Source organism: Marinobacter sp. (assembly GCF_046484525.1).
Taxonomy (GTDB): domain Bacteria; phylum Pseudomonadota; class Gammaproteobacteria; order Pseudomonadales; family Oleiphilaceae; genus Marinobacter.
Map to the genome: position 1 here is coordinate 1 of NZ_JAWOIS010000062.1, position 24,932 is coordinate 24,932.

General features: G+C 59.3%; 21 protein-coding genes, 1 rRNA gene and 1 pseudogene. 14 read left to right on the plus strand and 9 right to left on the minus strand.

Annotated features, from left to right (window positions below):
- Nucleotides 1–70 precede the first annotated feature (70 nt).
- The 3 genes and pseudogenes from rrf to R6W86_RS13205 form a co-directional block, all read left to right on the plus strand.
- Nucleotides 71–185: ribosomal RNA gene (gene rrf, locus R6W86_RS13195) — 5S ribosomal RNA — on the plus strand.
- 604 nt (nt 186–789) lie between these two features.
- Nucleotides 790–1,680, plus strand: coding sequence for a diguanylate cyclase (locus tag R6W86_RS13200; RefSeq protein WP_410329831.1), 891 nt, complete (start codon nt 790–792; stop codon nt 1,678–1,680).
- A 397-nt stretch (nt 1,681–2,077) separates the two neighbouring features.
- A pseudogene (locus R6W86_RS13205) lies at nt 2,078–2,305 on the plus strand (transposase); the annotation flags it as partial.
- A gap of 244 nt (nt 2,306–2,549) precedes the next feature.
- Here the strand turns inward: R6W86_RS13205 and R6W86_RS13210 are convergent.
- The 6 genes from R6W86_RS13210 to R6W86_RS13235 form a co-directional block, all read right to left on the minus strand.
- Nucleotides 2,550–6,065, minus strand: a complete 3,516-nt coding sequence (locus R6W86_RS13210; RefSeq protein ID WP_410329832.1) for a NahK/ErcS family hybrid sensor histidine kinase/response regulator — start codon at nt 6,063–6,065, stop codon at nt 2,550–2,552.
- 51 nt (nt 6,066–6,116) lie between these two features.
- Nucleotides 6,117–6,623 (minus strand): hypothetical protein, encoded by a 507-nt coding sequence (locus tag R6W86_RS13215; protein WP_410329833.1) that lies wholly within the window; start codon nt 6,621–6,623, stop codon nt 6,117–6,119.
- Between the two features lie 97 nt (nt 6,624–6,720).
- Entirely contained in the window at nt 6,721–8,487 is a 1,767-nt protein-coding gene (locus R6W86_RS13220; RefSeq protein ID WP_410329834.1) for a sodium:solute symporter family protein, read from the minus strand.
- Between the two features lie 6 nt (nt 8,488–8,493).
- Complete coding sequence (locus R6W86_RS13225; RefSeq protein ID WP_410329835.1) at nt 8,494–8,757, minus strand: DUF4212 domain-containing protein; 264 nt, start codon at nt 8,755–8,757, stop codon at nt 8,494–8,496.
- A gap of 210 nt (nt 8,758–8,967) precedes the next feature.
- Nucleotides 8,968–9,675 (minus strand): PolC-type DNA polymerase III, encoded by a 708-nt coding sequence (locus R6W86_RS13230; RefSeq protein WP_410329836.1) that lies wholly within the window; start codon nt 9,673–9,675, stop codon nt 8,968–8,970.
- Nucleotides 9,676–9,687: 12 nt separating this feature from the next.
- On the minus strand, nt 9,688–11,601 hold the full coding sequence (locus tag R6W86_RS13235; RefSeq protein WP_410329837.1) for a putative nucleotidyltransferase substrate binding domain-containing protein: 1,914 nt from the start codon (nt 11,599–11,601) through the stop codon (nt 9,688–9,690).
- A 169-nt stretch (nt 11,602–11,770) separates the two neighbouring features.
- Between R6W86_RS13235 and smrA the strand changes: the two genes are divergently transcribed.
- The 9 genes from smrA to R6W86_RS13280 all read left to right on the plus strand — a co-directional run bounded on the left by smrA (nt 11,771) and on the right by R6W86_RS13280 (nt 19,384).
- Nucleotides 11,771–12,352: a DNA endonuclease SmrA gene (gene smrA, locus R6W86_RS13240; RefSeq protein WP_410329838.1), complete on the plus strand. Its 582-nt coding sequence runs from the start codon at nt 11,771–11,773 to the stop codon at nt 12,350–12,352.
- Between the two features lie 61 nt (nt 12,353–12,413).
- Nucleotides 12,414–12,608, plus strand: a complete 195-nt coding sequence (locus R6W86_RS13245) for a hypothetical protein (RefSeq protein ID WP_410329839.1) — start codon at nt 12,414–12,416, stop codon at nt 12,606–12,608.
- A 72-nt stretch (nt 12,609–12,680) separates the two neighbouring features.
- Nucleotides 12,681–13,160 (plus strand): (2Fe-2S)-binding protein, encoded by a 480-nt coding sequence (locus tag R6W86_RS13250; RefSeq protein ID WP_410329840.1) that lies wholly within the window; start codon nt 12,681–12,683, stop codon nt 13,158–13,160.
- 1 nt (nt 13,161) lies between these two features.
- Complete coding sequence (locus R6W86_RS13255) at nt 13,162–15,366, plus strand: molybdopterin cofactor-binding domain-containing protein (RefSeq protein ID WP_410329841.1); 2,205 nt, start codon at nt 13,162–13,164, stop codon at nt 15,364–15,366.
- Nucleotides 15,359–16,354: an XdhC family protein gene (locus R6W86_RS13260; protein WP_410329842.1), complete on the plus strand. Its 996-nt coding sequence runs from the start codon at nt 15,359–15,361 to the stop codon at nt 16,352–16,354. The genes R6W86_RS13255 and R6W86_RS13260 overlap by 8 nt, the downstream gene beginning before the upstream one ends.
- Before the next feature lie 72 nt (nt 16,355–16,426).
- Entirely contained in the window at nt 16,427–17,053 is a 627-nt protein-coding gene (locus R6W86_RS13265) for a methylthioribulose 1-phosphate dehydratase (RefSeq protein ID WP_410329843.1), read from the plus strand.
- Nucleotides 17,050–17,610, plus strand: a complete 561-nt coding sequence (locus tag R6W86_RS13270) for a 1,2-dihydroxy-3-keto-5-methylthiopentene dioxygenase (RefSeq protein WP_410329844.1) — start codon at nt 17,050–17,052, stop codon at nt 17,608–17,610. Before R6W86_RS13265 ends, R6W86_RS13270 begins: the two co-directional genes overlap by 4 nt.
- Nucleotides 17,607–18,296, plus strand: a complete 690-nt coding sequence (gene mtnC, locus R6W86_RS13275) for an acireductone synthase (protein WP_410329845.1) — start codon at nt 17,607–17,609, stop codon at nt 18,294–18,296. The genes R6W86_RS13270 and mtnC overlap by 4 nt, the downstream gene beginning before the upstream one ends.
- 29 nt (nt 18,297–18,325) lie before the next feature.
- Nucleotides 18,326–19,384 carry a DUF3080 domain-containing protein gene (locus R6W86_RS13280; RefSeq protein ID WP_410329846.1) on the plus strand — a complete coding sequence of 353 codons (1,059 nt, stop codon included), beginning with the start codon at nt 18,326–18,328 and terminating at the stop codon, nt 19,382–19,384.
- Between the two features lie 25 nt (nt 19,385–19,409).
- Here R6W86_RS13280 and R6W86_RS13285 read toward each other — a convergent pair whose 3' ends face one another.
- The 3 genes from R6W86_RS13285 to arsC are packed head-to-tail and all read right to left on the minus strand — an operon-like array spanning nt 19,410 to nt 20,791.
- Nucleotides 19,410–19,769, minus strand: a complete 360-nt coding sequence (locus R6W86_RS13285) for a DUF2069 domain-containing protein (RefSeq protein ID WP_410329847.1) — start codon at nt 19,767–19,769, stop codon at nt 19,410–19,412.
- 13 nt (nt 19,770–19,782) lie between these two features.
- Complete coding sequence (gene wrbA, locus R6W86_RS13290) at nt 19,783–20,388, minus strand: NAD(P)H:quinone oxidoreductase (protein ID WP_410329848.1); 606 nt, start codon at nt 20,386–20,388, stop codon at nt 19,783–19,785.
- A gap of 49 nt (nt 20,389–20,437) precedes the next feature.
- The gene (gene arsC / locus R6W86_RS13295) at nt 20,438–20,791 is read right to left on the minus strand and encodes an arsenate reductase (glutaredoxin) (RefSeq protein ID WP_410329849.1); all 354 of its coding nucleotides are present in this window, start codon (nt 20,789–20,791) and stop codon (nt 20,438–20,440) included.
- A 72-nt stretch (nt 20,792–20,863) separates the two neighbouring features.
- On the opposite strand from arsC, the gene R6W86_RS13300 reads away from it, so the two are divergent.
- Nucleotides 20,864–21,328 carry a TlpA family protein disulfide reductase gene (locus R6W86_RS13300; protein WP_410329850.1) on the plus strand — a complete coding sequence of 155 codons (465 nt, stop codon included), beginning with the start codon at nt 20,864–20,866 and terminating at the stop codon, nt 21,326–21,328.
- Between the two features lie 43 nt (nt 21,329–21,371).
- Entirely contained in the window at nt 21,372–24,854 is a 3,483-nt protein-coding gene (dnaE, locus tag R6W86_RS13305) for a DNA polymerase III subunit alpha (RefSeq protein WP_410329851.1), read from the plus strand.
- Nucleotides 24,855–24,932: the final 78 nt, after the last annotated feature.

The following is a 24,932-nucleotide window of genomic DNA, read 5'->3' on the forward strand; positions in this document are numbered from 1 at the left end:
CAAACGAAATCACTATCACTGTCAGTCCAACTGACCGTTCTATCCCGTCCCCCAGTGATCAACCGTTTTGCCTGACGACCATAGCGGTCTGGAACCACCTGATCCCATCCCGAACTCAGAAGTGAAACAGACCTGCGCCGATGGTAGTGTGGCATGGCCCATGCGAGAGTAGGTCATCGTCAGGCTCCTAATACAAAACCCCAGCACCGCAAGGTGTTGGGGTTTTTTATTAGCTGCAAGAAAGAGATGACCTACGAGAGTGTCCGCACTGGTGCCGAAGGCAGAGCGAGCATCGCTCGTTCAGGTAAGGACGAGCACCCCGTCTCGGGATGCTCCGGGTCATCGTCAGCAGCGCGAAGCACTGATAACCCTTCTCCAGGATGGCGAGATTCATTCCGGGGAATTGCTTGCCCAACCCCTTGCCGATGCCCTGCACCAATGAATACTGGCGCACCGCCAGAAAGTGCCGGATGGCTCCGGCACGGCCAAAGCATGGATTACAGCCTAAAACGCTGGGAAACGCTCACACGCTACCTGGATGACCATCGATGAGCTATTGCCCCATGACTGGAAGTCCATTATAACCTTGACAACGTGGGATGGCCGTGCGCAAATTGGTTACAACCACCGAGATAATGACTCGCGTTCGCCGGAATAAGTCAACGTGATGAGTCAGCCCGGAACTCGGCCGATTTCATAACCGAGACGACAAATATAATAAAAAGGCAGGCAGTAAAAGTGGCTCGGAATCCGGTTTCTCTACCGCCTAGTGAAAGCTGTAACGAGAACATGGGTATATCCCAGTTAACCAATCAGCAATTGCAGTTGGTGGTTACACAGCTTGATCGGGCTATTCAAAGCCACGATCAGTGGTACAAGAATTTTTTGCGTGTGTTGATTGCTCGCCTGTCACCAGATGAAGCCGATATGCTGCCGGATGCACACCGGCGATGTGACTTCGGTCAATGGTATGAGGGCCCTCAGGCAGCGTCTCTACAAGAAAACCCGTCCTTCGCGTTATTAGGCGATGCGCATGAAACAATGCACAACGAAGCACGAACTTTGCTTCAGCGGATTTCCGAGAACCTACCTATTTCAGTGAGTGAGTGGGACCATTTCGACAACAGCCTTGGCAGAATGCGTCTGGAGTTCAAAGCGTTACGGGATGCGTTTGCCGGAATGGCGCAAAACCAAGATCCACTTACTGACACTCTAACCAGAGCCAGCCTGCTTCACGATCTTCGCGAGCAGCACGCTTTAGTCGAAAGAGGAAGGCAGACCTGCACAATAGCACTGTTTGATCTTGACCATTTCAAGCGTATTAACGATGAGTATGGCCATGCTGCTGGTGATAAGGTGCTTGTCTCAACCATACACCACGTGAAATCTCATCTTCGTCGATTCGACCGAGTCTACAGGTATGGGGGAGAGGAGTTCATTATATGCATGCCCGGTACAAACATAGACCAGGGATGCCATGTGGTAGAACGAGTAAGGGCGGCTATCGCCGAGCAACGCTTTCAATTTGATAAAGCTAGGGGGGGCCAACAAATGACGGCTTCCTTTGGTATTACAGTACTCACGCCATTCCAAACCGTCGAAGAATCGATAGATCGTGCGGATAAAGCTATGTATGAAGCTAAGGCGACTGGCCGAAACCGTGTGGTAGTCCATGTCTAACAAGTAGCTGCACAGCAATAATAGTCGCGATCCAACATGGTTCTCCTGTGGCCGAGGCGTTAATTGCCAATGTCACGATGGTGTCCACTGATCTGCGAGTGGACACTCAACCTTACCAACATAATCATAACCGAGCCCTGTCCGGCGTCATGGTATATCAGCAAGTCTCCTGTTCCGCTGAAAGCAGCTGAGGAAAGGCGGTGGCATGTCCGCGATATGGGGTAGGTAGTGCCTTTGAGGTGAAAACTCTGAACAAGAAGTTTAGTGGGCTGTAGCGGATGTTGGGTCGGGTCGCTCGGGGAATTCCGCGCTTCCCCCAGACCGAAGGGAAGACTGGCAGAGCAATTTGGTTCGTGATAATTAGGCCGGTCACAAGGCTGGCTTTGCCACTGGCGTCAATGAAATCGGCTGTATGGCCAACGCCAGGCGCAGGTTCTGCGATCTGCACGAAGCGAACGGGAGCGAGTTGCCCGCCAAGGCGCCGGATTACGTCGGAGGTCTCTACGGCATCGAGCGGGAAACCAAAGACTTGCCGCCGGATAAACGGAAGGAAATCCTAGAACCCAAAGCCCGGCCTATTGCCCATGCGTTACATCAGTGGTCCGCGCGGCGGCGGCCATTATGAGCCTGATCCGTCAACACTGTTGAACGGGCACGGATCCCAAGGATGTGTTGCTCCGGGTGCCGGTAAAGAAAACAACGCCAAGCTCAAGATAGGATCACCGGACGGTTATCGAAGGCCGACAGGCCTTAGCAAAGTAGGTCATCTGCAGCACGCAGTGCTCCCAACACAAAACAAAAACCCCGGGCCATGACGCCACCGGGGTTTTTATACATACTGGAAGCCAATTGAGAAGGCTCTCAGTCAATCACCCCCGCTTCTGCTTCAGCTGCTTGTTCACCATCGCCCTCAACGCAGCAGGCTTAACGGGCTTGTAAAGAATCTGGTAGCCCCTTTCGATCGCATCCTCACGCACTTCAGGCGCCATATAGCCGGTGATGAGTATTCCTGGAATATCCTCGCTGATAGCAGCCCTGAGGCTGTCCATGGCATCCAGGCCATTCCGGTTATCATCCAGCTGGTAATCGGCAAGTATAATATCCGGCTGCTGGCCATCGAGCTTCTCGAGTGCATCCTCAAGGCTTTCCGCTGAGGTTATGTCACACTGCCAGTTGCCCAAAAGGGCAGCCATGCCCTGTAGGATTGCCGGATCATTGTCAATACACAGTACCTGGAGCCCTCCCAGGTTTGAAACCCGCCTTGGACTGGATGCAGGCTTGGTGCTTGGTTCGGTCTGCTCAGGAGCGGCCGAAGGCACCGTAATGCCGAACACGCTACCGCGCCCCTGGACGGAATGGACGCTCACAGGGTGGTTCAGCATGCCACTGATCCGATCGACAATCGCCAGTCCCAGGCCAAGCCCCTTCTTGTCCCGCCCGTGCTGGAAACGGCGGAACTCCTCAAAAATATGGGCCAGCTGGTCTTCCGGAATGCCGGGGCCGGTGTCCCAAACTTCAATCCGGATATAGCCCTTCAGGCGACGGCACCCCATGAGTATCTTTCCGCTGGGTGTATAGCGGATAGCATTTGACAGGAAATTCTGGACCACCCGACGCAGCAGTTTTGCATCGGATCTCACCCAGGCCGTACTGGGCACCACGTGCAGTTCCAGGCCCTGTTCCTTGGCGATGGCAGTGAAGTCGGTCGCCAGGTGGCGTAAAAGCTCATTGACCGGGAAAGCACCGATATCCGGTTCCAGGGCCCCGGCATCCAGTTTTGAGATGTCCAGCAGGGTGCTGATAATTTCTTCCGCTGCACCCAGGGAGCTGTCGATATGTTCTACAAGTTCCCTGGTTTCGTCATCATTGGCCTTGCCGGCAACAGCAGAAGTAAATAGTCGGGCGGCATTCAGGGGTTGCAGCAGGTCGTGACTGGCTGAAGCCAGAAACCGGGTCTTGCTCTGGTTGGCCTGCTCGGCCACGGATTTGGCTTTGAGCATCTGCTCGTTGATGACCTGCAGCTCCTGGGTACGTTCCTTCACCCGTTGTTCCAGGTATATATTGGTTTCTTTCAGCGCCTGTTCGGTTCGGCGCATTGGCGTGATGTCCTGGAAAGTGGTCACGTAGCCGCCACCGGGGATGGGGCTGCCGTCGATCCGGAGCACCGTGCCGTCGGGACGTTGGCGCTCGTAGGACATCGGCTTACCCTCGCGCATACTGTTGCAGCGGTTGGCAATGATCTCATCGATGCGTCGGGCGGAATGATTGGCGTTGGTGAGGTTGTAACGCATCAGGTCTTCCACCGGCCGGCCAACCCGGACGAAGCCCTTGGGGTAATTGAACAGCTCAAGGTAGCGGTGATTCCAGACCACCAGTTGCTGCTGGTGATTCACCACCGAGACTCCGAGGCTTATGTTCTCGATGGCCGATTGCAGCAGTTCCCGGCTGAACGTCATCGCCTGAGACGCTTCATCGACGATACTGACCACATCCTCGATCTGCATGTCCCGGCCGGTGAGGGTGGATTCCAGCACCACACGGGCGGTGGAAGCGCCAATCACCGAGGCAAGCTGGCGCTCAATATATTTCATCAGGTGCGTGGAGGCTGGCCGGTGAGGGTGCAGACGAATGGCGTTACGTCGTTCGTAGTTCCGGAAAATGGTCTCGGAGCGGTCCTCGCCCATGAAACGGTCGGTCAGCGCCTGCAGATCCGAAATCAGGATCTCTCCCTGCCAGCTCTGGTGCTGGGCGGTCTCCGCTTTGGGTTGGGGGTCATGGAAAAACGAGGCGATCTGGATCTTCTCGCGCACCCGCTGACGGGTCAGCATGGACAGGACGATATAGGTCACGGTGTTGACCCCGAGACTCCAGATGATGCCGTGGCTGGTCTGGTCAAGATCGGAGCCGAACAGGGCCGTGGGTCGGGTCCAGCCAAGGCCCCAGAGGCCATGGTTGATCAGGCTGTCTGCAATCCAGCCCGTGGTCGTCAGAGCCGGCAGCAGTAAGGTGTAGCACCACATCAGGAAACCCAGGGCCAGGCCCCAGACGGCGCCCGTGTAATTGCCCTGGCGCCAGATGATTCCACCCACGAGTGCCGGGCCGAACTGGGCCGCCGCGGCGAACGACAGCAAGCCAAAGGCCGTCAGGCTGTAGTCTTCGCCGGCCATCCGGTAAAAACCATAGGCGGTGAGCAGAACTACAAAGATCGCTACCCGGCGGATGCTCAGTAACAGGTAGCTGAGGTCTGTACGTCGGTTCATGCCAGGGCGGAAGAACTTGAGAAGCGCTGGCATGACGATTTCGTTACTGACCATGGTGGCGATCGCAACCGAACAGACAATCACCATCGCGGCGGCCGCAGAGCCACCCCCAAGGAATACGAGAATCGCCAGCCACTCTTCGCCGGCAAAAATGGGCAACTGGAGGATCAGGATGTCCGGATTGCCCATCATGATATCCGGCGACAGCAGTCCGGCGGCGGCAATGGGCAGCACAAAGGCGCTGGCCACCACCAGGTAAATGGGCATCGCCCAGCGCGCCACTTCGAAGTCCCGGTGATCGGTGTTTTCCACCACCATGACGTGGAATTGCCGGGGCAGGCAGATGATCGCCAGCATCGCCACGAGGGTCTGGGTAATGAAGGCGGGCGCCTCCAGGCCGTCTGTGGTCAGTGCGCTGGCAAGGTCCGCCGCCCGAACCTGGTCGAACAGGTCGCCGAACCCGTTGTACAGGCCGAAGCCTACGAACAGACCGACGGCAACAAACGCAATCAGTTTGATCAGGGATTCAAAGGCGACTGCCTGTATCATGCCCCGATGATGCTCGGTGGATTCCAGGTGGCGGGTGCCGAAGAGCACGGTAAACACCGCCAGAGCCAGGGTGATGTACCAGGCCGAATCATTCCAGGCGGCTGAGCTGAGCTCACGGTAGCCGGTGCCGCTCTCGGACAGGACGTTGAAGCCCATGGCAATCGCTTTTAGCTGCAGGGCGATGTAGGGCACGCTGCCGATCAGGGCAAAGGTGGCGATCATGGCCGCCAGAAGCTGCGATTTGCCGTAGCGGGAGGCGATAAAGTCGGCAATCGAGGTACTGTTGTTGCGTTTGCTGATGTAAATGATGCGCCGGAGCAATGGGGCTCCGAAGATGAACACCAATAACGGTCCGAGGTAGATGGGTAAGAAGCCCAGGCCTTCCTGGGTGGCACGGCCGACGGCGCCGTAGAACGTCCAGGAGGTGAAGTAGACCGCGAGGGAAAGGGCGTAGATGTGGGTTCGCGCAAGGCGTTTCCGGTAAAGTCCCGGATGCTTGTCACCGGCCCAGGCGATGACAAACAGGATGGAAATGTAGGTGATCGAGATTAATACCAGCAGCCAGGCGCTAATCATGAAACGCTCTTCTCGTTAAAACAGCTTGGAGTCTCCGTTTCAAACCTCCGGTCAGTCGGCGCAGACGGTATGAAACAGCGGGTTACCGGATTCAAGGACCTTCATGTTGTCCACCCGAGGCGTTCCGTCAGCCCCCAGCGGGACCAGCTCACGGCTTTCGCAGTTGATGATATGCACTCGATGGGAGACCGCATCGGTCATCTTCTGTTCGAAACGGTAGAGGGTAAAGCGAACGATTCCCGGGTTGTCAGTATCACGGCTGATGCTTTTGACATCCACAGTCGAGAATGCGGTGACGTAAGGGAACACGAACGTCCATGGGCGCCAGAGGATACCATCATTCTCGGTACCGACGATTACGGCCTCTTCGGGCAGCAGGGTTTTCTTGTGATCGTACCAGGTGTACTCGCCATAGATTAGATAGCCGAGCATGCCGGCGCCGGCAAATACGGGGATGAGCCAGCGGGGAGCCTTGTTGCGGGTGATGGCGCGGATACCCAGGGCAATGCCGGCCGCGCCGAGGCCGCAAAAGACTGTGGCGATAAAGGTCCAGAACATAAATCTACTTCCTCAAAAAAGAACGGGCTCCCTCGATGAGGAAGCCCGTCCAGTATCAACCTGTCAATTCATCGAATGAATCAGGTTGAATTGTTGCTTAGTGGTCTTGAGCCTGACCGGCACCACGCGGGTAACGGACGCTTTCAACCAGCTCCTGAATCTCAACGGGCGGTTCTTCAGTTGCATTGGATACAACGAAGGCTACCGCAAAGTTGACGATTGCACCAACCGCACCGATAGACAGCGGGGAGATGCCCAGTACCCAGTTCTCCGGGGTATCCGGCAGGTTGTTGGTGCCCGGGATGAACAGCCAGCCCTTATACACGAAGATGTATGCCAGGGTGAAAGCCAGACCGGACAACATGCCAGCAATGGCGCCAACGTTGTTTACGCGCTTGGAGAAGATACCCATCATCAGCGCCGGGAACAGGGAGGCTGCGGCGATACCGAACGCCAGAGCTACTACCTGTGCCGCGAAACCGGGCGGGTTAGCACCAAGCCAGGTGGCTACCACGATGGCCACAGCCATGGAAATCCGGGCTGCCCGCAGTTCGCCTTTTTCCGTGATGTTCGGGTTAATGGAACCCTTGATCAGGTCGTGACTCACCGCAGAGGAGATCGCCAGCAACAGACCCGCTGCTGTGGACAGTGCCGCTGCCAGACCACCGGCCGCAATCAGGCCGATTACCCAGCCTGGCAGGTTGGCGATTTCCGGGTTAGCCAGTACCAGGATATCCCGGTTAACGGTCAGCTCGTTGCCAGCCCAGCCACGCGCGTCCGCTTCAGGCTGGAAGGATTCGCTGGCGTTGTAGTGCTGAATGCGACCGTCGTTGTTCTTGTCCTCGAACTGGATAAGACCGGTAACTTCCCACTCCTTGACCCAGTTCGGGCGCTCTTCGTACAGGATCGGAGCCGCGTCAGTGCCATCCGGGTAGATGGTGGTCATCAGGTTCAGGCGAGCCATGGACGCAACGGCCGGAGCAGTCAGGTACAGCAGGGCGATGAAGACCAGAGCCCAGCCGGCTGACCAGCGCGCGTCGGCAACCTTGGGTACCGTGAAGAACCGGATGATAACGTGCGGCAGACCTGCAGTACCGATCATCAGGGACAGGGTGAACAGAACCATGTTCAGCTTGTTATCGATGTCGGCGGTGTAGGAGTTGAACCCGAGGTCGGTGATGACCTGGTTCAGCTTCTCCAGAATCGGCAGGCCGGAGTCAGTGTGGGTTGAGAACAGACCCAGCGGCGGCAGCGGGTTGCCCGTCAGCTGCAGGGAGATGAACACAGCGGGGATGGTGTAGGCAATGATCAGTACGCAGTACTGGGCAACCTGGGTGTAGGTGATGCCCTTCATGCCGCCGAGTACGGCGTACACGAATACAACTACTGCGGCGATCATCAGACCCATGGTGGACTCCACCTCCAGGAAGCGGGAGAAGGCAACGCCGGCACCGGCCATTTGACCGATTACGTAGGTCACGGACGCCACGATGAGGCAGATAACAGCCACCAGGCGGGCGTTCTTGCTGTAGAAACGGTCACCGATGAACTCGGGAACCGTGAACTTGCCGAACTTCCGCAGGTACGGAGCCAGCAGCATGGCCAGAAGTACGTAACCGCCGGTCCAGCCCATGAGGAAGGTGGAGTTGGCATAACCGCCGGCAGCAATCAGGCCGGCCATGGAGATGAAGGATGCCGCCGACATCCAGTCTGCACCGATCGCCATACCGTTGGTGACCGGGTGAACGCCGCCGCCGGCAACGTAGAAGTCCTTGGTGCTACTGGCTTTCGCCCAGATAGCAATCAGGATATAGAGGAGGAAAGAGCCCCCTACGAAAATGAGGTTGATGGCAAATTGGCTCATTCGTCCTTACTCCTCGTGTACGCCGAATTTTTCGTCGATCTTGTTCATGCGCCACGCGTAGTGGAAGATCAGAGCGATAAAGGCAAGGATGGAGCCCTGCTGGGCGAACCAGAAGCCCAGATCGGTTCCGCCAACGGGAATGCCCGCCAGCATTGGACGAAGCAGGATGGCGCAGCCATAAGATACCAGGGCCCAGACAATCAGGCTCCCGAATATCAGGCGGAGGTTCGCCTTCCAGTAGTTTTCAGCGTCGTAGCTATGACCTGACATAGGAGTCACTCCTGTGTTGTTGTTGTGGAGGTTGGATGGATTTTTGGTGAGGTATTTCGGATAGAGAATTTATTATTCATATAAGTACTTCTCCGACTGTTGTCCCTAATGACTTTACTGGTCAACCAACATATAGATATTGGCAAAAGGTCTAATTCTCAGTAATTTGCCTTGGGATTGGTCAATTTTGTGAAGCGGTTTTGCCCTCCCTTAAAAACGATGCATGTTTTGCAATCTCCGGTGATATCGAAGCTTGTCATTCAATTCTTTCAGGGTTTTTACATCTTCCTTCCGTGCCTTGTTCAGCGCCACCAGGGAGAGTTCGCCAGTGGCAAGGGCGTCGGCGGCGGCCTGGTGCCGCTCGCTGACTTCCAGCCCGAAGAAATCTGCCCAGTTGTCCAGGCCCTTGCCACCGGTTTTGGCGTCCGGAAAAAATGCCGGAAGCAGGTCGGCCACATCGATCCACAGATGTTGCTGGGTATAGCCCAGCTCCGCCTTGAGCGTCTTTTCCAGGAATTTCTGGTCGAAGGCGGAGTGGTAGGCCAGCACCGGGTCGCCGTTCATCCATTCCAGCAGGTACAGCAGGGCATCCTCGGTTTCGTGGCCCTGGGTCAGGGCTTCCGGTCCGATGCCATGGATCAGGACCGTTTCACTGATATCCAGTTCAGGGCGCCTGAGAATCAGGTCGAACTGGTCATCGAGGTGGATGACTCCGCCGCTGATGGCCACCGCCCCAATAGCAATCACCTCGTCCTTGGCGGCGTTAAGGCCGGTGGTTTCGAGGTCGAGCACAATCAGTCGGCTGTTGGATAACAGCTGGTCGCCTGCACTTTTGGGTGCAGGAAGGTTATCCCAGTCGTGCTCGCCGATCTGGCCGGCCCGGCGCCGTTCCAGCCATTGTTTGATGAAATCCAGCATCCTGTCCGGCTCTCAGAGTTGATAGGTGACTTCCAGCTTCTGCTGGAGTCGCTGGGCCTGGCGGAAGGATTCGCGCAGGATCCGCCGGTCCAGCGGGTTCAGGTCGTCCGGATCAATGTAGTTGGTCAGGTCCTCGCCACGATCCAGCATTTCCTGGTGGGCGCGCATGCGAATGGCCTGGATGAGGCTGTAGGCTTCTTTCCAGGCATTGGCATCTTTCGGGTCGAATACCCCCTTTTTCGCCAGTTCTTCCATCCGTTCCAGGGTGTTGGCGGTCTCCACGCCATTGGCCAGGGCGAATACCCGCACCGATTCCACAAACGGCGCCAGACCCTGACGCTTGAGATCCAGGGCGTGTTTCTTCTCCTCGTTCAGGTAACGGAAGTTGCGGAACATCGTCAGGGGTGGTTTGCGCTGCAGCGCGTTGCCGGCCAGCATCTTCTGGAAAAGGGCGTTCTTGCGGATTCGTGTCAGGACCTTTTCCAGGAGTTCATGCAAGGGTTCCGTTGGGCCGAACACCGCCCGCATGTCCAGGAATATCGATGAGTACACCAGGTTCTGGGGTGTGGAGGCATCGATAAAGCGGATGAACCAGTCATCCCATTCCCGGTCGCTCAGGCAGAGCTTCGGGTTGCTGGCCATTATGTTGCCCTTGCACAGGGTGAAGCCGCACTCGGCCAGCTCCTTGTTGACGGTCTGGGCGAAGGGCAACAGCTTCTCCCGGACCTGCTCCTCGGTCATTCCCGCTGGCGTCCGGAACAGGATGCCGTTGTCCTGGTCGGTGAGCAGGGTCTGCTCCTGGCGACCCTCGGAACCGAAGGTCAGCCAGGTGAAGGGGATGCCCGGATCGTTCTTCTGCAGATTCAGTTCCAGGACCCGGCGTACGGTGACATCATTGAGAGTGGTGATGATCTTCACCACCTGGCCGGAATCGGCACCATGGGCCAGCATGGCGTCCACCAGCCGGGATACGTCGCTTCGCAGGCTTACCAGGGTGCGCAGATGGGTAGCGGTGCCTATGGTGCGGGCCAGGTTGACCAGATCCACCCGCTGCAGCGCGAACAGATCCCGCTCGGAGACCACGCCGATCAGGCGTTGTTCATCGTCAATTACACATAGGTGGGCAAAATGGTGCTCGGCCATCAGCATCGCTGCTTCGAAGGCGTCTGCGCCGGCGGGCAGTCGGCACGGCTCGGGTGTCATCACCTGGCGGACCGGTGTATCCAGGGGGCCTTTTTCCTCGGCGATCATGGTGCGTAAGTCGCGCAGGGTGAAAATGCCGATCGGGTGCCGGTTGTCGTCGGTAATAATGATGCTGCCGACATTGTTCTCGTGCATGCGTGCTACGGCCTTGCGCACCGGTAGATCCGGAGAGCAGACAATCGGGTTGCGCAAGGCATAGCGCTCCAGCGGGGTATCCAGGCTGTTGCTGGACCCCATGGACGCCATGGCGTTGGACTGGATGCGCTGGTTCACCTGGTCAAGCAGGCTGCTGACGCCCCTGAGACAGAAATCGCGGAACGGGTCGCTCTCGGAGAACAGGGTGATGAAGGCGTCCTGCTCAATGCTCAGGCAAAAGGTGTCGCCGTCAGCCCGGTGCAGGGTGCGGGTCGGGCGTTCGCCGATCAGTGCTGCCAGGGGAAAGCATTCGCCGCGGCTGATTTCAAAGGTGGTTTCGGTCCGGTCTTCTTTGTCATTGTGGCGTTCGCCGCGGATCCGTCCCTGTTTGACCACGTAAAATCGTTTAACGACACCGTCATCCGGTGAGAGTACTTCGTCACCATCCGCAAAGAACCTGAGGGTCGCGTGCTCGGCAAAATGGGCCAGATGGGCATCGTCCATGCTGGAGAAAGGTGCATGTTCCCGTAGGAAGCTCATGATGGCGCGGGTATTCTGGGGGCGGTTACTGTCCTGGTTTGAGGCCATATCCGGATCCGTTCGCTCGTTATTATTGTCTGCCTGAGTGTAGTGCAAGGCCGGGGATCGAGCCCTACGATTTTCGTCTCAGGCGGCGGTCTGGGTAGCTGCATTCTTTATGGTATACCGGGGCGGTGGTAAAGTTCTGATATCAATCAATCCAGATACACGCCGATCCATGACCAATAAAGATGAGCGCCTGGCCTTCCTGGAAGAAATGAAGGACGTTCGGCGCATCCGCAAACCGAACCGGGCGGAGGTCTCCACGCCCAGGGAGCTGACTCCGGGTCACCTGGAGCGTCAGCGCGCGGCCGTGGAGAAACCGCTGAAGGATGTCAATCCGCTGACTTCCGATATGGTGGCGCCGCTGACCGCGCACGATATTCTGAGTTGGCAGCGGCCGGGCATCCAGCATGGTGTCTTTCGCAAGCTCCGACTCGGTCAGTATCCTATTGAAGCTCGCCTTGACCTGCATCGCATGACCGTTGAGCAGGCCCGGCGGGAAGTATTCACCTTCATCGGTGATTGCGTCCGTTACGGCCTTCGCTCGGTGATCATTCTTCATGGCAAGGGCGAGCGTAACCCTGACGGCATCGCCCAGCTGAAAAGCTACCTTGCCAAGTGGCTACCCGAGCTTGACGATGTGCTGGCGTTTCATTCGGCCCAAAAACACCATGGTGGCACCGGGGCGGTTTATGTCATGGTACGGAAGAGTGATCGCGATAAGCAGCGCAATCGTGAAATCCACGGAAGCCGGTAAGGTATCCAGTCCTTGCCAACATCATGATGAAGCACCGGGAAAACCGGTACTGGAGGTAAGTGTGGTTAAGCAGTTGGTTGTGATTGTGTTCTCAGTGCTGGCTCTGGCCGGCTGCAAGGATCGCGTGATCTGGAATGATAACGGCAAGGTCGAGGAAGCCACGGAGGATCGTGAAGTCTGGAATTCCAACGGTCAGATGGAGTCCAGTGAGCGCAAGATCTGGGAAAACAAAGATGGTGAGGAAGTCGTCAAATAAGGGCCTCTGTGTCGACCTGCCCCCTAATAACAGAAGTGGGCGGACTAAAAGCTCCTGCACAGGAGAGAGGGATTGGCATTGCGCCTGACAGTGAATGGCGAGACTCACTCGCTGGATATCGAGGCCGATACGCCCCTGTTATGGGTGCTGCGGGACGAACTGGGGCTGCCTGGCACCAAGTTCGGATGTGGAGCGGGACTGTGTGGCGCCTGTACGGTGCACCTGAACGGGCAGCCGGTGCGCTCCTGCTCCACACCGGTGGAAATGGCAGAGAATGGCGAAGTGACCACGATCGAAGGACTGGAAAGTGGCGACCGGTTGCATGCATTGCAGCAGGCCTGGATTGACCACGGGGTGCCCCAGTGCGGTTATTGCCAGTCCGGCCAGATCATGAGCGCCGCCCATTTGCTTGCGACCACTCCCTCACCGGGTCGTGACGAGATCGTTGCAGCCATGACCGGCAACCTATGCCGGTGTGGCACCTACAGCCGGATCATCGCTGCCGTGGAATCCGTGGTTGCCGGCGAGAAGCCGGCGCAGGAGAAGGCGTGACATGGCGATGAACCGAAGGGATTTCCTGAAAGTCGGTGCCGGGGCGTCCGGCAGCCTGATGCTTTCCCTGTCTCTGCCCGGATGCGCCGGACTTCCCACGGGCTACGAGGAGGAGACCGGCGAATGGCGCCCGGATGCCTGGCTGGAGATTACCCGGGATGACCGGATCTATTTCACCCTGGCGCGGGTGGAAATGGGGCAGGGCACCTACACCGGCCTCACCACGCTTATCGCTGAAGAGCTGGAGGTGGCCCCGGAGGCCATTGAACCACGCTTTGCCCCCGTTGCCGATGAGTACAAGAATCCGTTGTACAAGCTGCAGCTCACTGGGGGCAGCACCAGTCTGGCTACCAGTTGGGAGCCCCTGAGGACCGCCGGTGCGGAGGCCCGGGAGATGCTGGTCCGGGCGGCCGCAGGCGTCTGGCAGGTTGATGCCGCAGAGTGCTCGGCCAGCGAAGGCCGGGTCATCCACCCCAATGGCATCGATTCCATGCGCTACGGCCGGCTGGTTGAGCTGGCTTCCAAAGAAATTCTGCGCGGGGACGTCGCGCTCAAGCCGGCAGCTGAGTGGAAATACATTGGCAAACAGAACCGGCGGCTGGATGCCCGGGCCAAGTCCACCGGCAAAGCCGTGTACGGCATTGATGTCAGCCTGCCGGACATGGTGTATGCAGTGGTCACCCGTCCACCCCGTTTCGGCGGCAAGGTCCAGTCGTTCAATGGCGATGAGGTCCGGGCCATGGCCGGGGTTCTGGAGGTCATGGAAATCGACCGCGGCGTGGCCATCGTCGCCGACAAGTACTGGCGTGCCCGCAAGGCCCAGGAGGCACTCAAGGTCCAGTGGGACTTCGCTGAGGCATTGGGGCTGTCCACGGCCGAGGTGTTCAAGACCTATCGCAAGGCGGCGGACGAGGATGCCGGCAAGTCAGAGCGCAGCGAGGGCGATACCGAAAGCGTTCTGGCAACTGCTGACAAGGTGGTGGTGGCCGAGTACAGCCAGCCATACCTGGCGCACGCCACCCTTGAGCCCATGAACGCTACCGCCTGGTACCGCAACGATCATATGGAGATCTGGGCGCCGACCCAGGCGCCGGATCTGGGCCGGATTGCCGCTGCCCGGGTGACCGATCTTGCCCCGGACGAGGTCACCATCAACACCACCTTCCTCGGGGGTGGCTTTGGCCGCCGCCTGACCCAGGACTACATCGAAGAAGCCGCAGCCGTCGCGTTCCGTGTGGACCGGCCGGTGAAGGTGATCTGGTCCCGGGAAGAGGATACCCGCCACGACCTGTACCGCCCGGCGATGCTGCACCGGATGAAGGCGGGCCTGAACAAGGGTGAGCTCAGTGGCTGGGATCACCAGATCGTCGGGCCGCAGATTCTGAACTGGTACGTTCGCAATGCTGGCCCGGCGCAGTTCCCGTGGACGCCCAAGTTCCTTTACGACACCCTCGGCAAGGTCGGAGTCTGGGCCGAAGGCATTGCCACCCCGAAAGATATCTCCGCCATCGAGGGGGCGATCGAATATCCCTACCAGGTGGCAAACATCGATATCCGCCATACCCATATCGATCCGGGGGTTCCCATCACCTGGTGGCGCTCGGTGGGTTATTCCCATAACGGCTTTGCCGTCGAGACGTTCATGGATGAACTGGCCCACGAAGCGGGGCAGGACCCTTACCGCTTCCGTTACCGCCTGCTGGAGAACGAGCCCCGACATCGGGAGGTACTGGACCGGGCGGCCCGACTGGGCGGCTGGGACACGCCGGTACCGGAGGGCCGGGCCCGGGGCATTGCCCTGATGCGCAGCTTTGGCACCTACGTGGCCCAGGTGGTGGAAGCCGGACTCGAGAATGGCTCGATCCGGGTCTATAAGGTTGCCGCGGCCGTGGATTGCGGCCAGGTGGTCAACCCGGCGATCGTGGTTGACCAGATCGAGGGCGGTATCCTGTTCGGCCTGACGGCAGCATTGTACGGGGAAATTACCTTGGAACAGGGCGAGGTTCAGCAATCCAACTTCCACGACTACCCGCTGCTGCGACAGTATGAGCGGCCGGATGTCGAGGTGGAGGTTGTGGACAGCACCGAGACGCCGACCGGCGTCGGTGAACCCGGTGTGCCGCCAGTGATTCCGGCCCTGGGAAATGCCCTGTTTGCGCTGACCGGCAAGCGCCAGCGGACCCTGCCTCTGAAGGCGGATGCCTGATGGCTGCGGTAGTGCGCCCGTGATTTCCGCCCCGGCTTTCGTTATGGACAGTGTCCGTCGTTGGCTGTCTGCCGGCGAACGGGTCTGGTTGTGCACCATTGTGGAAACCTGGGGTTCGTCCCCGAGGCCGGTGGGCTCCTGGCTGGCGGTGTCGGAGAGCGGTCGCTGGAGCGGCTCGGTCTCTGGCGGCTGTTTGGAGGAGGAGTTGCTGCGCCGAACCGCCGCTGAGGGGCCCGTCGAATCAATCCTGATTGACTATGGAATTGCCGACGGGGACCGGGACCGCTTCCAGTTGCCCTGTGGCGGACGGATCCGGTTGCTGGTGGAGCCGCTGGTGCCGTCGGACAATCTGTCCCATATCGATAGTCTGTTACGAGCAATCTCTGAACGACAACCGGTTGTGCGGGAAGTGGTGGTTGGCGGCGGTATGTGCCTCGTAGGAGCAGACGGTAACGCCCGCAATGGGGTGACCTTTGACGGCCAGACCCTGGTCCACACTCTGCAGCCAGAGTGCCCGCTACTGCTGATCGGCGCCGGCGAGGTGGCACGCCACGTGGCGGAGTTTGCCTCGGCAACCGGGTTCACCGTTACCCTGTGCGAGCCCCGTGATACCTTTGCAGAAGGCTGGCAGTATCCGCATATTCCCTTGATCCGCCGGCTGCCGGACGATCTCATTGCCGAAGACTATGGTGATCAATGGTCCGGGGTTCTGGCACTGGCCCACGACCCGCGGGTTGATGATATGGGTTTGCTGGCGGCGCTGCAGACGCCGGCGTTCTATGTCGGCGCCATGGGCTCTCACAAAACCTCCGAGGCACGTCGCTCCAGGCTCGCCTCCCTGGGGCTGGATGAGGCGGCGCTCGCCCGGCTCAGGGCGCCAATCGGGGTCAATATTCCCAGCAAGACTCCCGCGGAAATTGCCATTTCCATCGTGGCGGACCTGATTACCGCGCGACATGATTTGCGGGCCGCCCAACCATCCCTATAATGGCGGCAATCGAGGGTTGATAATTTCCGGTAGGCGGGGACACCCCTGTCACCTGGTCCGTGGAGAAACACCGTGTTTGATGTCACCCGATACGCCATTGCGGCAGAATCCATCGCCGAAGCCGGTCGCTTCCTTTACCAGCGGGGCTGGTCACCGGCCACCAGCAGCAACTACTCGGCGCGGATTGATGACGAGCACATCGCGATCACGGTTTCCGGCCGGCACAAGGGCCAGCTGGGTGCCGGCGATGTGATGGTGGTGGATCTGTCCGGTCAGTCCGTCCAGAGCAATTGCCGTTCCTCGGCAGAAACCCGGCTGCACACCGTGCTTTATGAACTGTTCCCGGAGGTCGGGGCGGTGCTGCACACCCATTCAGTGAAAGCCACCGTACTGAGCCGGCTGCTTGAGCCGGGCCGGGCACTGGAGCTCGAAGGCTATGAGCTGCAGAAGGCCTTTGCCGGCGTGCAGACCCACGAATCCGTACTGACGGTTCCGTTGTTCGATAATACCCAGGATATCGATGCGCTCGCCCGGGATACCAAAGCCTGGTTCGCAGAGCACCCGAAGCAGCCGGGCTACCTGATCCGGGGCCACGGCCTGTACACCTGGGGCAACACCATGGCCGATTGCCTGCGCCATGTGGAAGCGTTTGAATTCCTCTTTGAATGTGAACTTGAAACCATGAGGGTCCGCCCATGACCACCCTGAGCATCTTTGATCAAAACCAGCCAGAGCACGCCCGGACCGTGACGGAAGACCCGTCGGAAATCCGTGAGCTGTTGGCCACCCAGGGCATTCGCTTCGAGCAGTGGCCGACCCGTGACTTGCCGGCCGATGCCACCCAGAAACAGATCCTGGAGGTCTACAGCGAGGAAGTGGCCCGGCTGAAGGAAGAATGCGGATTCCAGACCGCTGATGTGGTCAGCCTGAATCCGGATAACCCGCAGAAAGAGGCGTTCCGCCAGAAATTCCTGGATGAGCACACCCACAGTGAGGACGAGGTGCGTTTTTTCGTGCGGGGCCAGGGCCTGTTCTACCTGCACTTCGGTGACCAGGTCTACGCGGTGATGTGCCAGAAGAATGATCTGATCAGCGTTCCGGACGGCACCCGGCACTGGTTTGATATGGGGCCTGAGCCGAAATTCACCTGCATCCGCCTGTTCAGCAATCCTGAAGGCTGGGTGGCCGACTTTACCGGTGAGGACATTGCCAGCAGACTGCCCCGGTACGAAGCGCTGGCGGAGGCGGGTGGATGATCCGGGTTATCCTGACGGATATTGAGGGCACCACCAGCTCCATTTCGTTTGTGCACGACGTGCTGTTCCCGTTCGCGGCTGAACACCTGCCCGGGTTCGTGACCGACAACCGGGAGGAACCTGCCGTGGCTGAGCAGCTCGATGCGGTTGCAGCAAAAAGTGGCGTCGATCGGCAGGATGTCGAGGGCCTCGTCGAGGTGCTCCAGCAATGGATCCGGGAGGACCGCAAGGAAACCTCCCTGAAAGCCCTGCAGGGCATGGTCTGGGAACAGGGCTACCAGCAGGGCGAGCTGAAGGGCCATATCTACCCGGACGCGGCTGATTACCTGCAGCGCTGGCATGATCGGGGCCTGCGTCTGTTCGTATACTCTTCCGGTTCGGTGAAGGCCCAGAAGCTCATTTTCGGCTTTACCACCGAGGGTGATTTTACGCCGTTTTTCTCCGGGTATTTCGACACCCGCATCGGCGGCAAGAAAGAAGCCGATTCCTATCGTAATATTCTGAAAGAGCTGGGTGTCGAGCCGGAAACCATGCTGTTCCTGTCCGATGTCGAGTCGGAACTCGATGCGGCAGAGGCTGCCGGCATGAAGACCGCCTGGCTGGTCCGGGAGGGCGAGCTGCCTGACACTGGCCGTTTCGTCGCCCGTGATTTCTCGGAGGTGGAGACCCTGCTGCGCAAGCGCTGACACCTCCGCCCGACCTACAGGAGGATTCCATGACCGGAAAACACCGGGCCCGCCCGATGGCGCTGCTGCTTATTATTCCGGTCCTGAGTGCCTGTAATCCCTTCTCTGAGGCCCGCCCCATGCTGGATGAATACGTGGAGCGGGTCGCCCGGGTTCTGGAGACGGAACCCGAGCTTTCTTCCCCTGAACCCGCGGAACAGATTCCCCGGCGTCGTGACCGGGTGCTGGCCATGCCGGAACTGGACTTGGGCATGCTCGACTTCCTCTCCCTCTATGGCTGCGAACTGCAGTTTGTGGTGGGCGAAAAGAATTCTGTGATGGGCCGGGTCATGCAGCCCCTCAACCGCCTTCGTTACGAGGTGCGGTTTATCGAGGCGGCCCGGGAATGCCTGCCGGAGGTCGATGATGAAGAGCTTGAAGAGGTCCTGGATGAGGCTATCGAGAGTAAGAGGGAGTCCCTGCCCATCGCAGTGTGGAATGCTATCTGGGGCGTGGAGGAGGTGGAGAACCTGTTCACCCTGGCCAAGGGCTATTACCCGGTAGCCCCGGAAGGCGACCCGGTTTCCGATCTGGCCGTGGATGCGCAGCAGTTAAATGCCGCCACCGCCAGGTTGCTGGATAAGAAGGTGGATGTGTCACTGGACTTCGCTGGCAACGTTCATCAGCGATGGCAGGCGGAATATCGGGCGGGGCAGCTGATAAACAGCGCCCGGTTGCTGGCGGCCAGGCTGGACGACGCCACCGGTCTGTTGCAGGAGCGGCTGAAAGGCCATCCGCTGTGCCTCAATGGCAAGCCGAACAATCAGTCCGACATTGTGCAGAACATGTTCTTCAGCGTATACATCGGGGAGATCCAGCCCTACATGGGAGAGATTCGCCGGGCCCGGAATGCCCTTATCGAACCTCTGGCCAGGCTGGCGCAGCAGCAGGAAGGGGTGATGCCGGAGCGTTTCCGGGAGTGGTACCGGCGCCACCTGTCCCTATCCGCGGAAGGCAGCCTCTGGCTTGAGCTGGACCAGGCAATGGCGGATCACACCCGGGCCTGGCAGGACCTGCTGGGACAGTGTGGCCTGCGCCCCGGGGCATGATGCCAGGGCGCAGGCCAGGCCTGAATCAGCTCGCCTGAGGACGATTTACCTTCAGGTGGACCATTGCCACCACGAACAGCAGCAGCGTCAGCACCGTCAACAGTACCGGGCCCGGTGCCCCCTCGCTGAGCCAGGCTGACACTACTGCCTGGGTGAAATAGAAAATCACCACGAAGGCCATCCAGATGTAGCCGCGATTGTGACCCCGGAATACCGGCACGGCGAAAGCCAATAGAGGCACCAGTTTTACTGCCAGCATCAGGGTGACGGAAACTCCCTCAACCGGCGCGGGGAAAAAGGTGGTGGCAATAAGGGTCGCCAGCACCGACAGGTACAGCAGAATGGTCAGCCGGGCCGTCTGTTTGGCTTTTGCGTTGTGGAGCATGGTTTTTCCCGGTTCAATCGGACAGTTTAAGGGCCAGGGTGGCCAGGCGTTGGCCGAAGGCCTGGCACAGGGTCTTCTCGTGTTTGCTCAGGGGCAGCTGTTCAGCGGTACCGGCCCAGTGGGAGGGGCCGTAAGGTGTTCCCCCGGATTCGGTCTCGCTCAGTGCCTGTTCGGTGTAGGGCAGGCCACACAACACCATGCCATGGTGGAGCAGTGGTATCATCATGGTCATCAGGGTGGTTTCCTGGCCACCGTGTAGGCTGCCGGTCGACGTGAAGGCACCGGCAGGTTTTCCGGTCAGGGCGCCGCTCAGCCACAGGTCACCAGTGGTATCGAGAAAATGCTTCAGAGGCGCCGCCATGTTGCCGAAGCGTGTGGGGCTGCCAATGGCCAGGCCCGCGCATCCGGCGAGATCGGCCTTGGTGGCATACGGTGCTCCCTCATCGGGCACCGGCGGCAGACTGGCCTCGGTGTCGGGGGATACCGGCGGCACCGCGCGCAGGCGGGCCTCGATGCCCGGGACCCGGGCAACGCCCCGACCGATCTGGCCGGCCAGCTCTGCAGTCTGGCCGTTGCGACTGTAGTAAAGAATCAGGACGTACGGTGCATGCTCTGCCATGGAACAGGTTTCCTAGCTTGGCGGTGTGGAACTGGATTCGGTATTTACATTACAGAATGGTCAGAACATTCTCTGGTGGTCTGCCAAGGGCCGCTTTGTTGTTACGCACCACAATGGGGCGCTCGATCAGTTTCGGATGCTCGGACATCGCCTGGAGCAGCTGCTCACGGGACAGTTCAGGATTATCCAGGCCCCGCTCCCTGTACTCGGTTTCCTTGGTTCGCATGAGTTCGCGGGGCTGGCAGCCCAGCATGTCGAGGATATTCCCGAGCTCTTCCGCTGTCGGAGGGGTTTCCAGGTAGCGTATAATTTCCGGCTCGATTCCCCGTTCGTTAAGCAGTTCAAGTGTTTGACGTGACTTGGAGCAGCGCGGGTTGTGGAAAATCCGGGTCGGTTCTGTCATCTTCTGGCCTGATTGTCTGGGATGGATACGGCGGGTTTGTCAAAGGCCCGTAGTCTAACAGGAGGAGTTGCCGTGCAGTACCCTGTGTCGGGTGGCCGAACCCGAGGGTTGATGGTTGCAGCCGTGCTGATGGCGGTTTTTTTGTCAGGCTGCCAGAAAGCCGAATTTGAGCGCGCGGAAGGGCCCCGACTGAATTGGGACAGCCTGCGAGGCCAGTGGGTGCTGGTCAATTACTGGGCCGAATGGTGCAAGCCCTGCCTGGAGGAAATCCCGGAACTGAACGAACTGGACAAAGCGCCGGATATTGCGGTGCTTGGCGTCAACTTTGACGGCGTAAAGGGAGCGGAACTGACAGAGCTGGGCGATCGGATGGGCATCGAGTTCACCATGCTGGCGGAAGATCCCGCTTCCCGGTTTGGTTGGCAGATTCCCGTGGCCCTGCCGGCCACGTTCGTCGTTAATCCGGACGGAGAATTGCTGGAAACCCGCTTCGGCCCCCAGACAGAAGCGGATATCCGGGCGTTGATTGGCGGCTGAGCCCGCGCCCAAGACTGAACACAAGCAGGAACAGCCTCATATTATGGCGCAAACCTTCGTACACCTTCGCGTACATTCCGAATACTCCATGGTGGATGGACTGGTCCGGGTGAAACCCCTGATCAGCCGAGTCGCCGAGCTGGGTATGCCCGCAGTGGGACTGACCGAGCAGTCCAATATGTGCTCGCTGGTGCGTTTCTACAAGGCGGCCACCGGTGCCGGTGTCAAACCGGTTATCGGCGCCGACCTGTGGCTGGAAAACCCGGACGAGCCGGACAACCCGTTCCGCCTGACGCTGCTGGCGCGGGACAACGACGGCTACCTGAATCTTACGGAAATCATCTCCCTCGGCTACACCGACGGTCAGCGCTTCGGCAAACCCATCATCCAGCGAAGCTGGCTGGAAGAACGGGCAAAGGGCCTGATCGCGCTCTCCGGGGCCAAACTGGGCGATGTCGGCAAGGCGATGTTGGCGGGCAAGCCCGAGCTGGCCCGTGAGCGCGCCGAATACTGGATGAACCTCTATCCGGACAGTTACTACCTGGAGCTCCAGCGCACCGGGCGGGCGGGTGATGAAGACTGTCTGCACCTGAGTGTGGAGCTGGCGGCAGAGTTGGGCTTACCGGTGGTGGCCACCAACGATGTCCACTTCCTGGAGGCGGATGACTTCGAGGCCCACGAGGCCCGGGTCTGCATCGGTGAAAGCCGGACCCTGGACGATCCCCGTCGGGAACGCCGGTTCAGTGACCAGCAATACCTGCGCAGTGCCGAGGAGATGATCGAGCTGTTCTCGGACATCCCCGAGGCGGTCGAAAATACGGTGGAAATTGCCCGTCGCTGCTCGGTGAAAGTGCGCATGGGCGAGTATTTCCTGCCCAACTATCCGATCCCCGACGCCATGACCATGGACGAATATTTCCGCCATGTGTCTGAAGAGGGCCTGGAAGCGCGCCTGGCGAAAACCCTGAGCAAGGACGACCCGGAATACGATCAGAAACGGGAAGCCTACTACAAACGCCTGAACTTCGAGCTGGATATCATCACCCAGATGGGGTTCCCGGGTTACTTCCTGATCGTGATGGACTTCATCAAGTGGGCCAAGAACAACGGCGTGCCGGTAGGCCCCGGCCGGGGTTCCGGTGCGGGTTCCCTGGTGGCCTATGCTCTGCTGATCACCGATCTGGACCCGCTGGAATACGACCTGCTGTTCGAGCGGTTCCTGAACCCGGAACGGGTATCCATGCCCGACTTCGACGTCGACTTCTGCATGGAAGGCCGCGACCGGGTGATCGACTATACCGCCGAGAAGTACGGTCGTGAGGCGGTCTCCCAGATCATCACCTTCGGTACCATGGCTGCCAAGGCGGTGGTGCGAGATGTGGCGCGGGTTCAGGGCAAGTCCTACGGTCTGGCGGACAAGCTGTCCAAGCTGATTCCGTTCGAAGTGGGTATGACCCTGGAAAAGGCGATCGAGCAGGAGCCCCAGCTCAAGGAATTCCTGGAGCAGGATGAGGAAGCCCAGGAAATCTGGGAAATGGCCCTCAAACTCGAAGGTGTCTGCCGGAACGCAGGCAAGCACGCCGGTGGTGTGGTTATCGCCCCCACAAAGATTACCGACTTCTCGCCGCTTTACTGTGATGACGAGGGCGGAAGCCTGGTAACCCAGTTTGACAAGGGGGACGTGGAAGACGCCGGCCTGGTGAAGTTCGACTTCCTGGGTTTGCGGACCCTCACCATCATCAAGTGGGCCCTGAACATGATCAACCCGCGCCGGGAAAAGCTTGGCGAGGGTGTCCTGGATATCAGCACCATCCCGCTGGATGACAAGCCCTCCTTCGAGATGCTGAAGCGGGCCGAAACCACGGCGGTGTTCCAGTTGGAATCCCGCGGCATGAAGGATCTCATCCGCCGCCTGCAGCCGGATTCCCTGGAAGACATGATCGCCCTGGTGGCGCTGTTCCGCCCGGGCCCGTTGCAGTCCGGCATGGTGGACGACTTCATCGACCGGAAGCATGGCCGGCAGCCAATGTCCTATCCGCACCCGGATTACCAGTACCAGGGTCTGAAGCCGGTACTGGAGCCCACCTACGGAGTCATCCTGTACCAGGAGCAGGTCATGCAGATTGCCCAGGTCATGGCCGGCTATACCCTGGGTGGCGCGGACATGCTTCGCCGCGCCATGGGTAAGAAGAAACCGGAGGAGATGGCCAAGCAGAAAGCCATTTTCCTGGACGGTTGTGAAAAGAACGCTATCGACAAGACCCTGGCCGAGAACATCTTCGACCTGGTGGAAAAGTTCGCCGGTTACGGCTTCAACAAGTCGCACTCTGCTGCGTATGCCCTGGTGTCCTACCAGACCCTGTGGCTCAAGGCCCATTACCCGGCCGAGTTCATGGCCGCGGTACTCACCGCCGATATGCAGAACACCGACAAGGTGGTGACGCTGGTGGAAGAGTGCCGGAACATGAAGCTGGACCTGCTGGTGCCGGACGTCAGCCGTTCCGCCTACACCTTTACCGTCAACGATGATGGCCAGATCGTCTACGGTCTTGGCGCTATCAAGGGCCTGGGTGAGGGCCCGATTGACAGTATCGTGGCGGCGGCCGAGGACGGTCCTTTCGAGGATATCTTCGATTTCTGCCGGCGGGTGGACCTCAAGAAGGTCAACAAGCGGGCCATGGAGGCTCTGATCCGTGCCGGGGCCATGGACAAACTCGGCCCCGGCCGGGCCCAGCTCATGGCGAGCATCGACAAGGCGGTGCAGCAGGCAGACCAGCAGTCCCGTAACGATGCCGTGGGCATGATGGACATGTTTGGTGAAATGCTCGAGGCCGGTGGCGAGGATGGCGATGCCTACGCCGATGTGGCTCACGTCCGTGAGTGGCCGAAAAAGGAACGTCTCAAGGGTGAGAAGGATACCCTTGGCCTGTACCTGACCGGTCATCCCTTCGATGAGTACGAGAAGGAGGTGCGCCGGTTCGTCCGCTCATCCATAGCCGACCTGAAACCGAACAAGGCACCCCAGCGTGTGGCAGGACTGGTGGTTGCACAGCGCACCATGAAAACCCGGACCGGCTCGACCATGTGTTTCATTACCCTGGACGACCGCAGCGCCCGCATCGAGGCAACCCTGTTCTCCGAGACCTTCTTTGAGAACCGGGAGTTGTTGCAATCGGACCAGGTTATTGTGGTGGAAGGGCAGGTCAGTCACGATGACTACTCCGGGCAGATGAAAATGCGGGTCAACTCCGTGATGGACGTGGCCACCGCCCGGCAACAGTTCAGCCGGGGGCTGAAACTGGAGCTGGCGGCGGATCAACTGCAGAACGGTCTGCTGGACAAGCTGGATGAAACCCTGCGGCCCTTCCGCTGCGAAGGTAGTCCGGTGTGGATCGAGTATCGCAGTCCCGAGGCCCGGACCCGTATCGAGCTGGGAGAGTCCTGGCGGGTGCAGCCGGACGATAACCTGTTGCTGGAACTCCGGTACCTGGTGGGCGACCAATCGGTTGAACTGGTCTATGATTAAGACCAATGTCCGCTTTAGCCGGCCTTTATGCACTGCTATCTTTGTCCCAAATTCTGGTTTTGGCGGCCCGTCGGGTCG

Excerpts from the sequence above, each read along its gene's own strand:
- R6W86_RS13285 (WP_410329847.1), bottom strand. The coding sequence starts at position 19,769 with ATGCTCCACAACGCAAAAGCCAAACAGACGGCCCGGCTGACCATTCTG.
- R6W86_RS13225 (WP_410329835.1), bottom strand. The coding sequence starts at position 8,757 with ATGTCAGGTCATAGCTACGACGCTGAAAACTACTGGAAGGCGAACCTC.
- mtnC (WP_410329845.1), top strand. The coding sequence starts at position 17,607 with ATGATCCGGGTTATCCTGACGGATATTGAGGGCACCACCAGCTCCATT.
- R6W86_RS13235 (WP_410329837.1), bottom strand. The coding sequence starts at position 11,601 with ATGGCCTCAAACCAGGACAGTAACCGCCCCCAGAATACCCGCGCCATC.
- dnaE (WP_410329851.1), top strand. The coding sequence starts at position 21,372 with ATGGCGCAAACCTTCGTACACCTTCGCGTACATTCCGAATACTCCATG.
- R6W86_RS13280 (WP_410329846.1), top strand. The coding sequence starts at position 18,326 with ATGACCGGAAAACACCGGGCCCGCCCGATGGCGCTGCTGCTTATTATT.
- R6W86_RS13210 (WP_410329832.1), bottom strand. The coding sequence starts at position 6,065 with ATGATTAGCGCCTGGCTGCTGGTATTAATCTCGATCACCTACATTTCC.
- smrA (WP_410329838.1), top strand. The coding sequence starts at position 11,771 with ATGACCAATAAAGATGAGCGCCTGGCCTTCCTGGAAGAAATGAAGGAC.
- R6W86_RS13215 (WP_410329833.1), bottom strand. The coding sequence starts at position 6,623 with ATGTTCTGGACCTTTATCGCCACAGTCTTTTGCGGCCTCGGCGCGGCC.
- wrbA (WP_410329848.1), bottom strand. The coding sequence starts at position 20,388 with ATGGCAGAGCATGCACCGTACGTCCTGATTCTTTACTACAGTCGCAAC.
- R6W86_RS13200 (WP_410329831.1), top strand. The coding sequence starts at position 790 with ATGGGTATATCCCAGTTAACCAATCAGCAATTGCAGTTGGTGGTTACA.
- arsC (WP_410329849.1), bottom strand. The coding sequence starts at position 20,791 with ATGACAGAACCGACCCGGATTTTCCACAACCCGCGCTGCTCCAAGTCA.
- R6W86_RS13220 (WP_410329834.1), bottom strand. The coding sequence starts at position 8,487 with ATGAGCCAATTTGCCATCAACCTCATTTTCGTAGGGGGCTCTTTCCTC.
- R6W86_RS13260 (WP_410329842.1), top strand. The coding sequence starts at position 15,359 with ATGCCTGATGGCTGCGGTAGTGCGCCCGTGATTTCCGCCCCGGCTTTC.
- R6W86_RS13230 (WP_410329836.1), bottom strand. The coding sequence starts at position 9,675 with ATGCTGGATTTCATCAAACAATGGCTGGAACGGCGCCGGGCCGGCCAG.
- R6W86_RS13255 (WP_410329841.1), top strand. The coding sequence starts at position 13,162 with ATGGCGATGAACCGAAGGGATTTCCTGAAAGTCGGTGCCGGGGCGTCC.
- R6W86_RS13270 (WP_410329844.1), top strand. The coding sequence starts at position 17,050 with ATGACCACCCTGAGCATCTTTGATCAAAACCAGCCAGAGCACGCCCGG.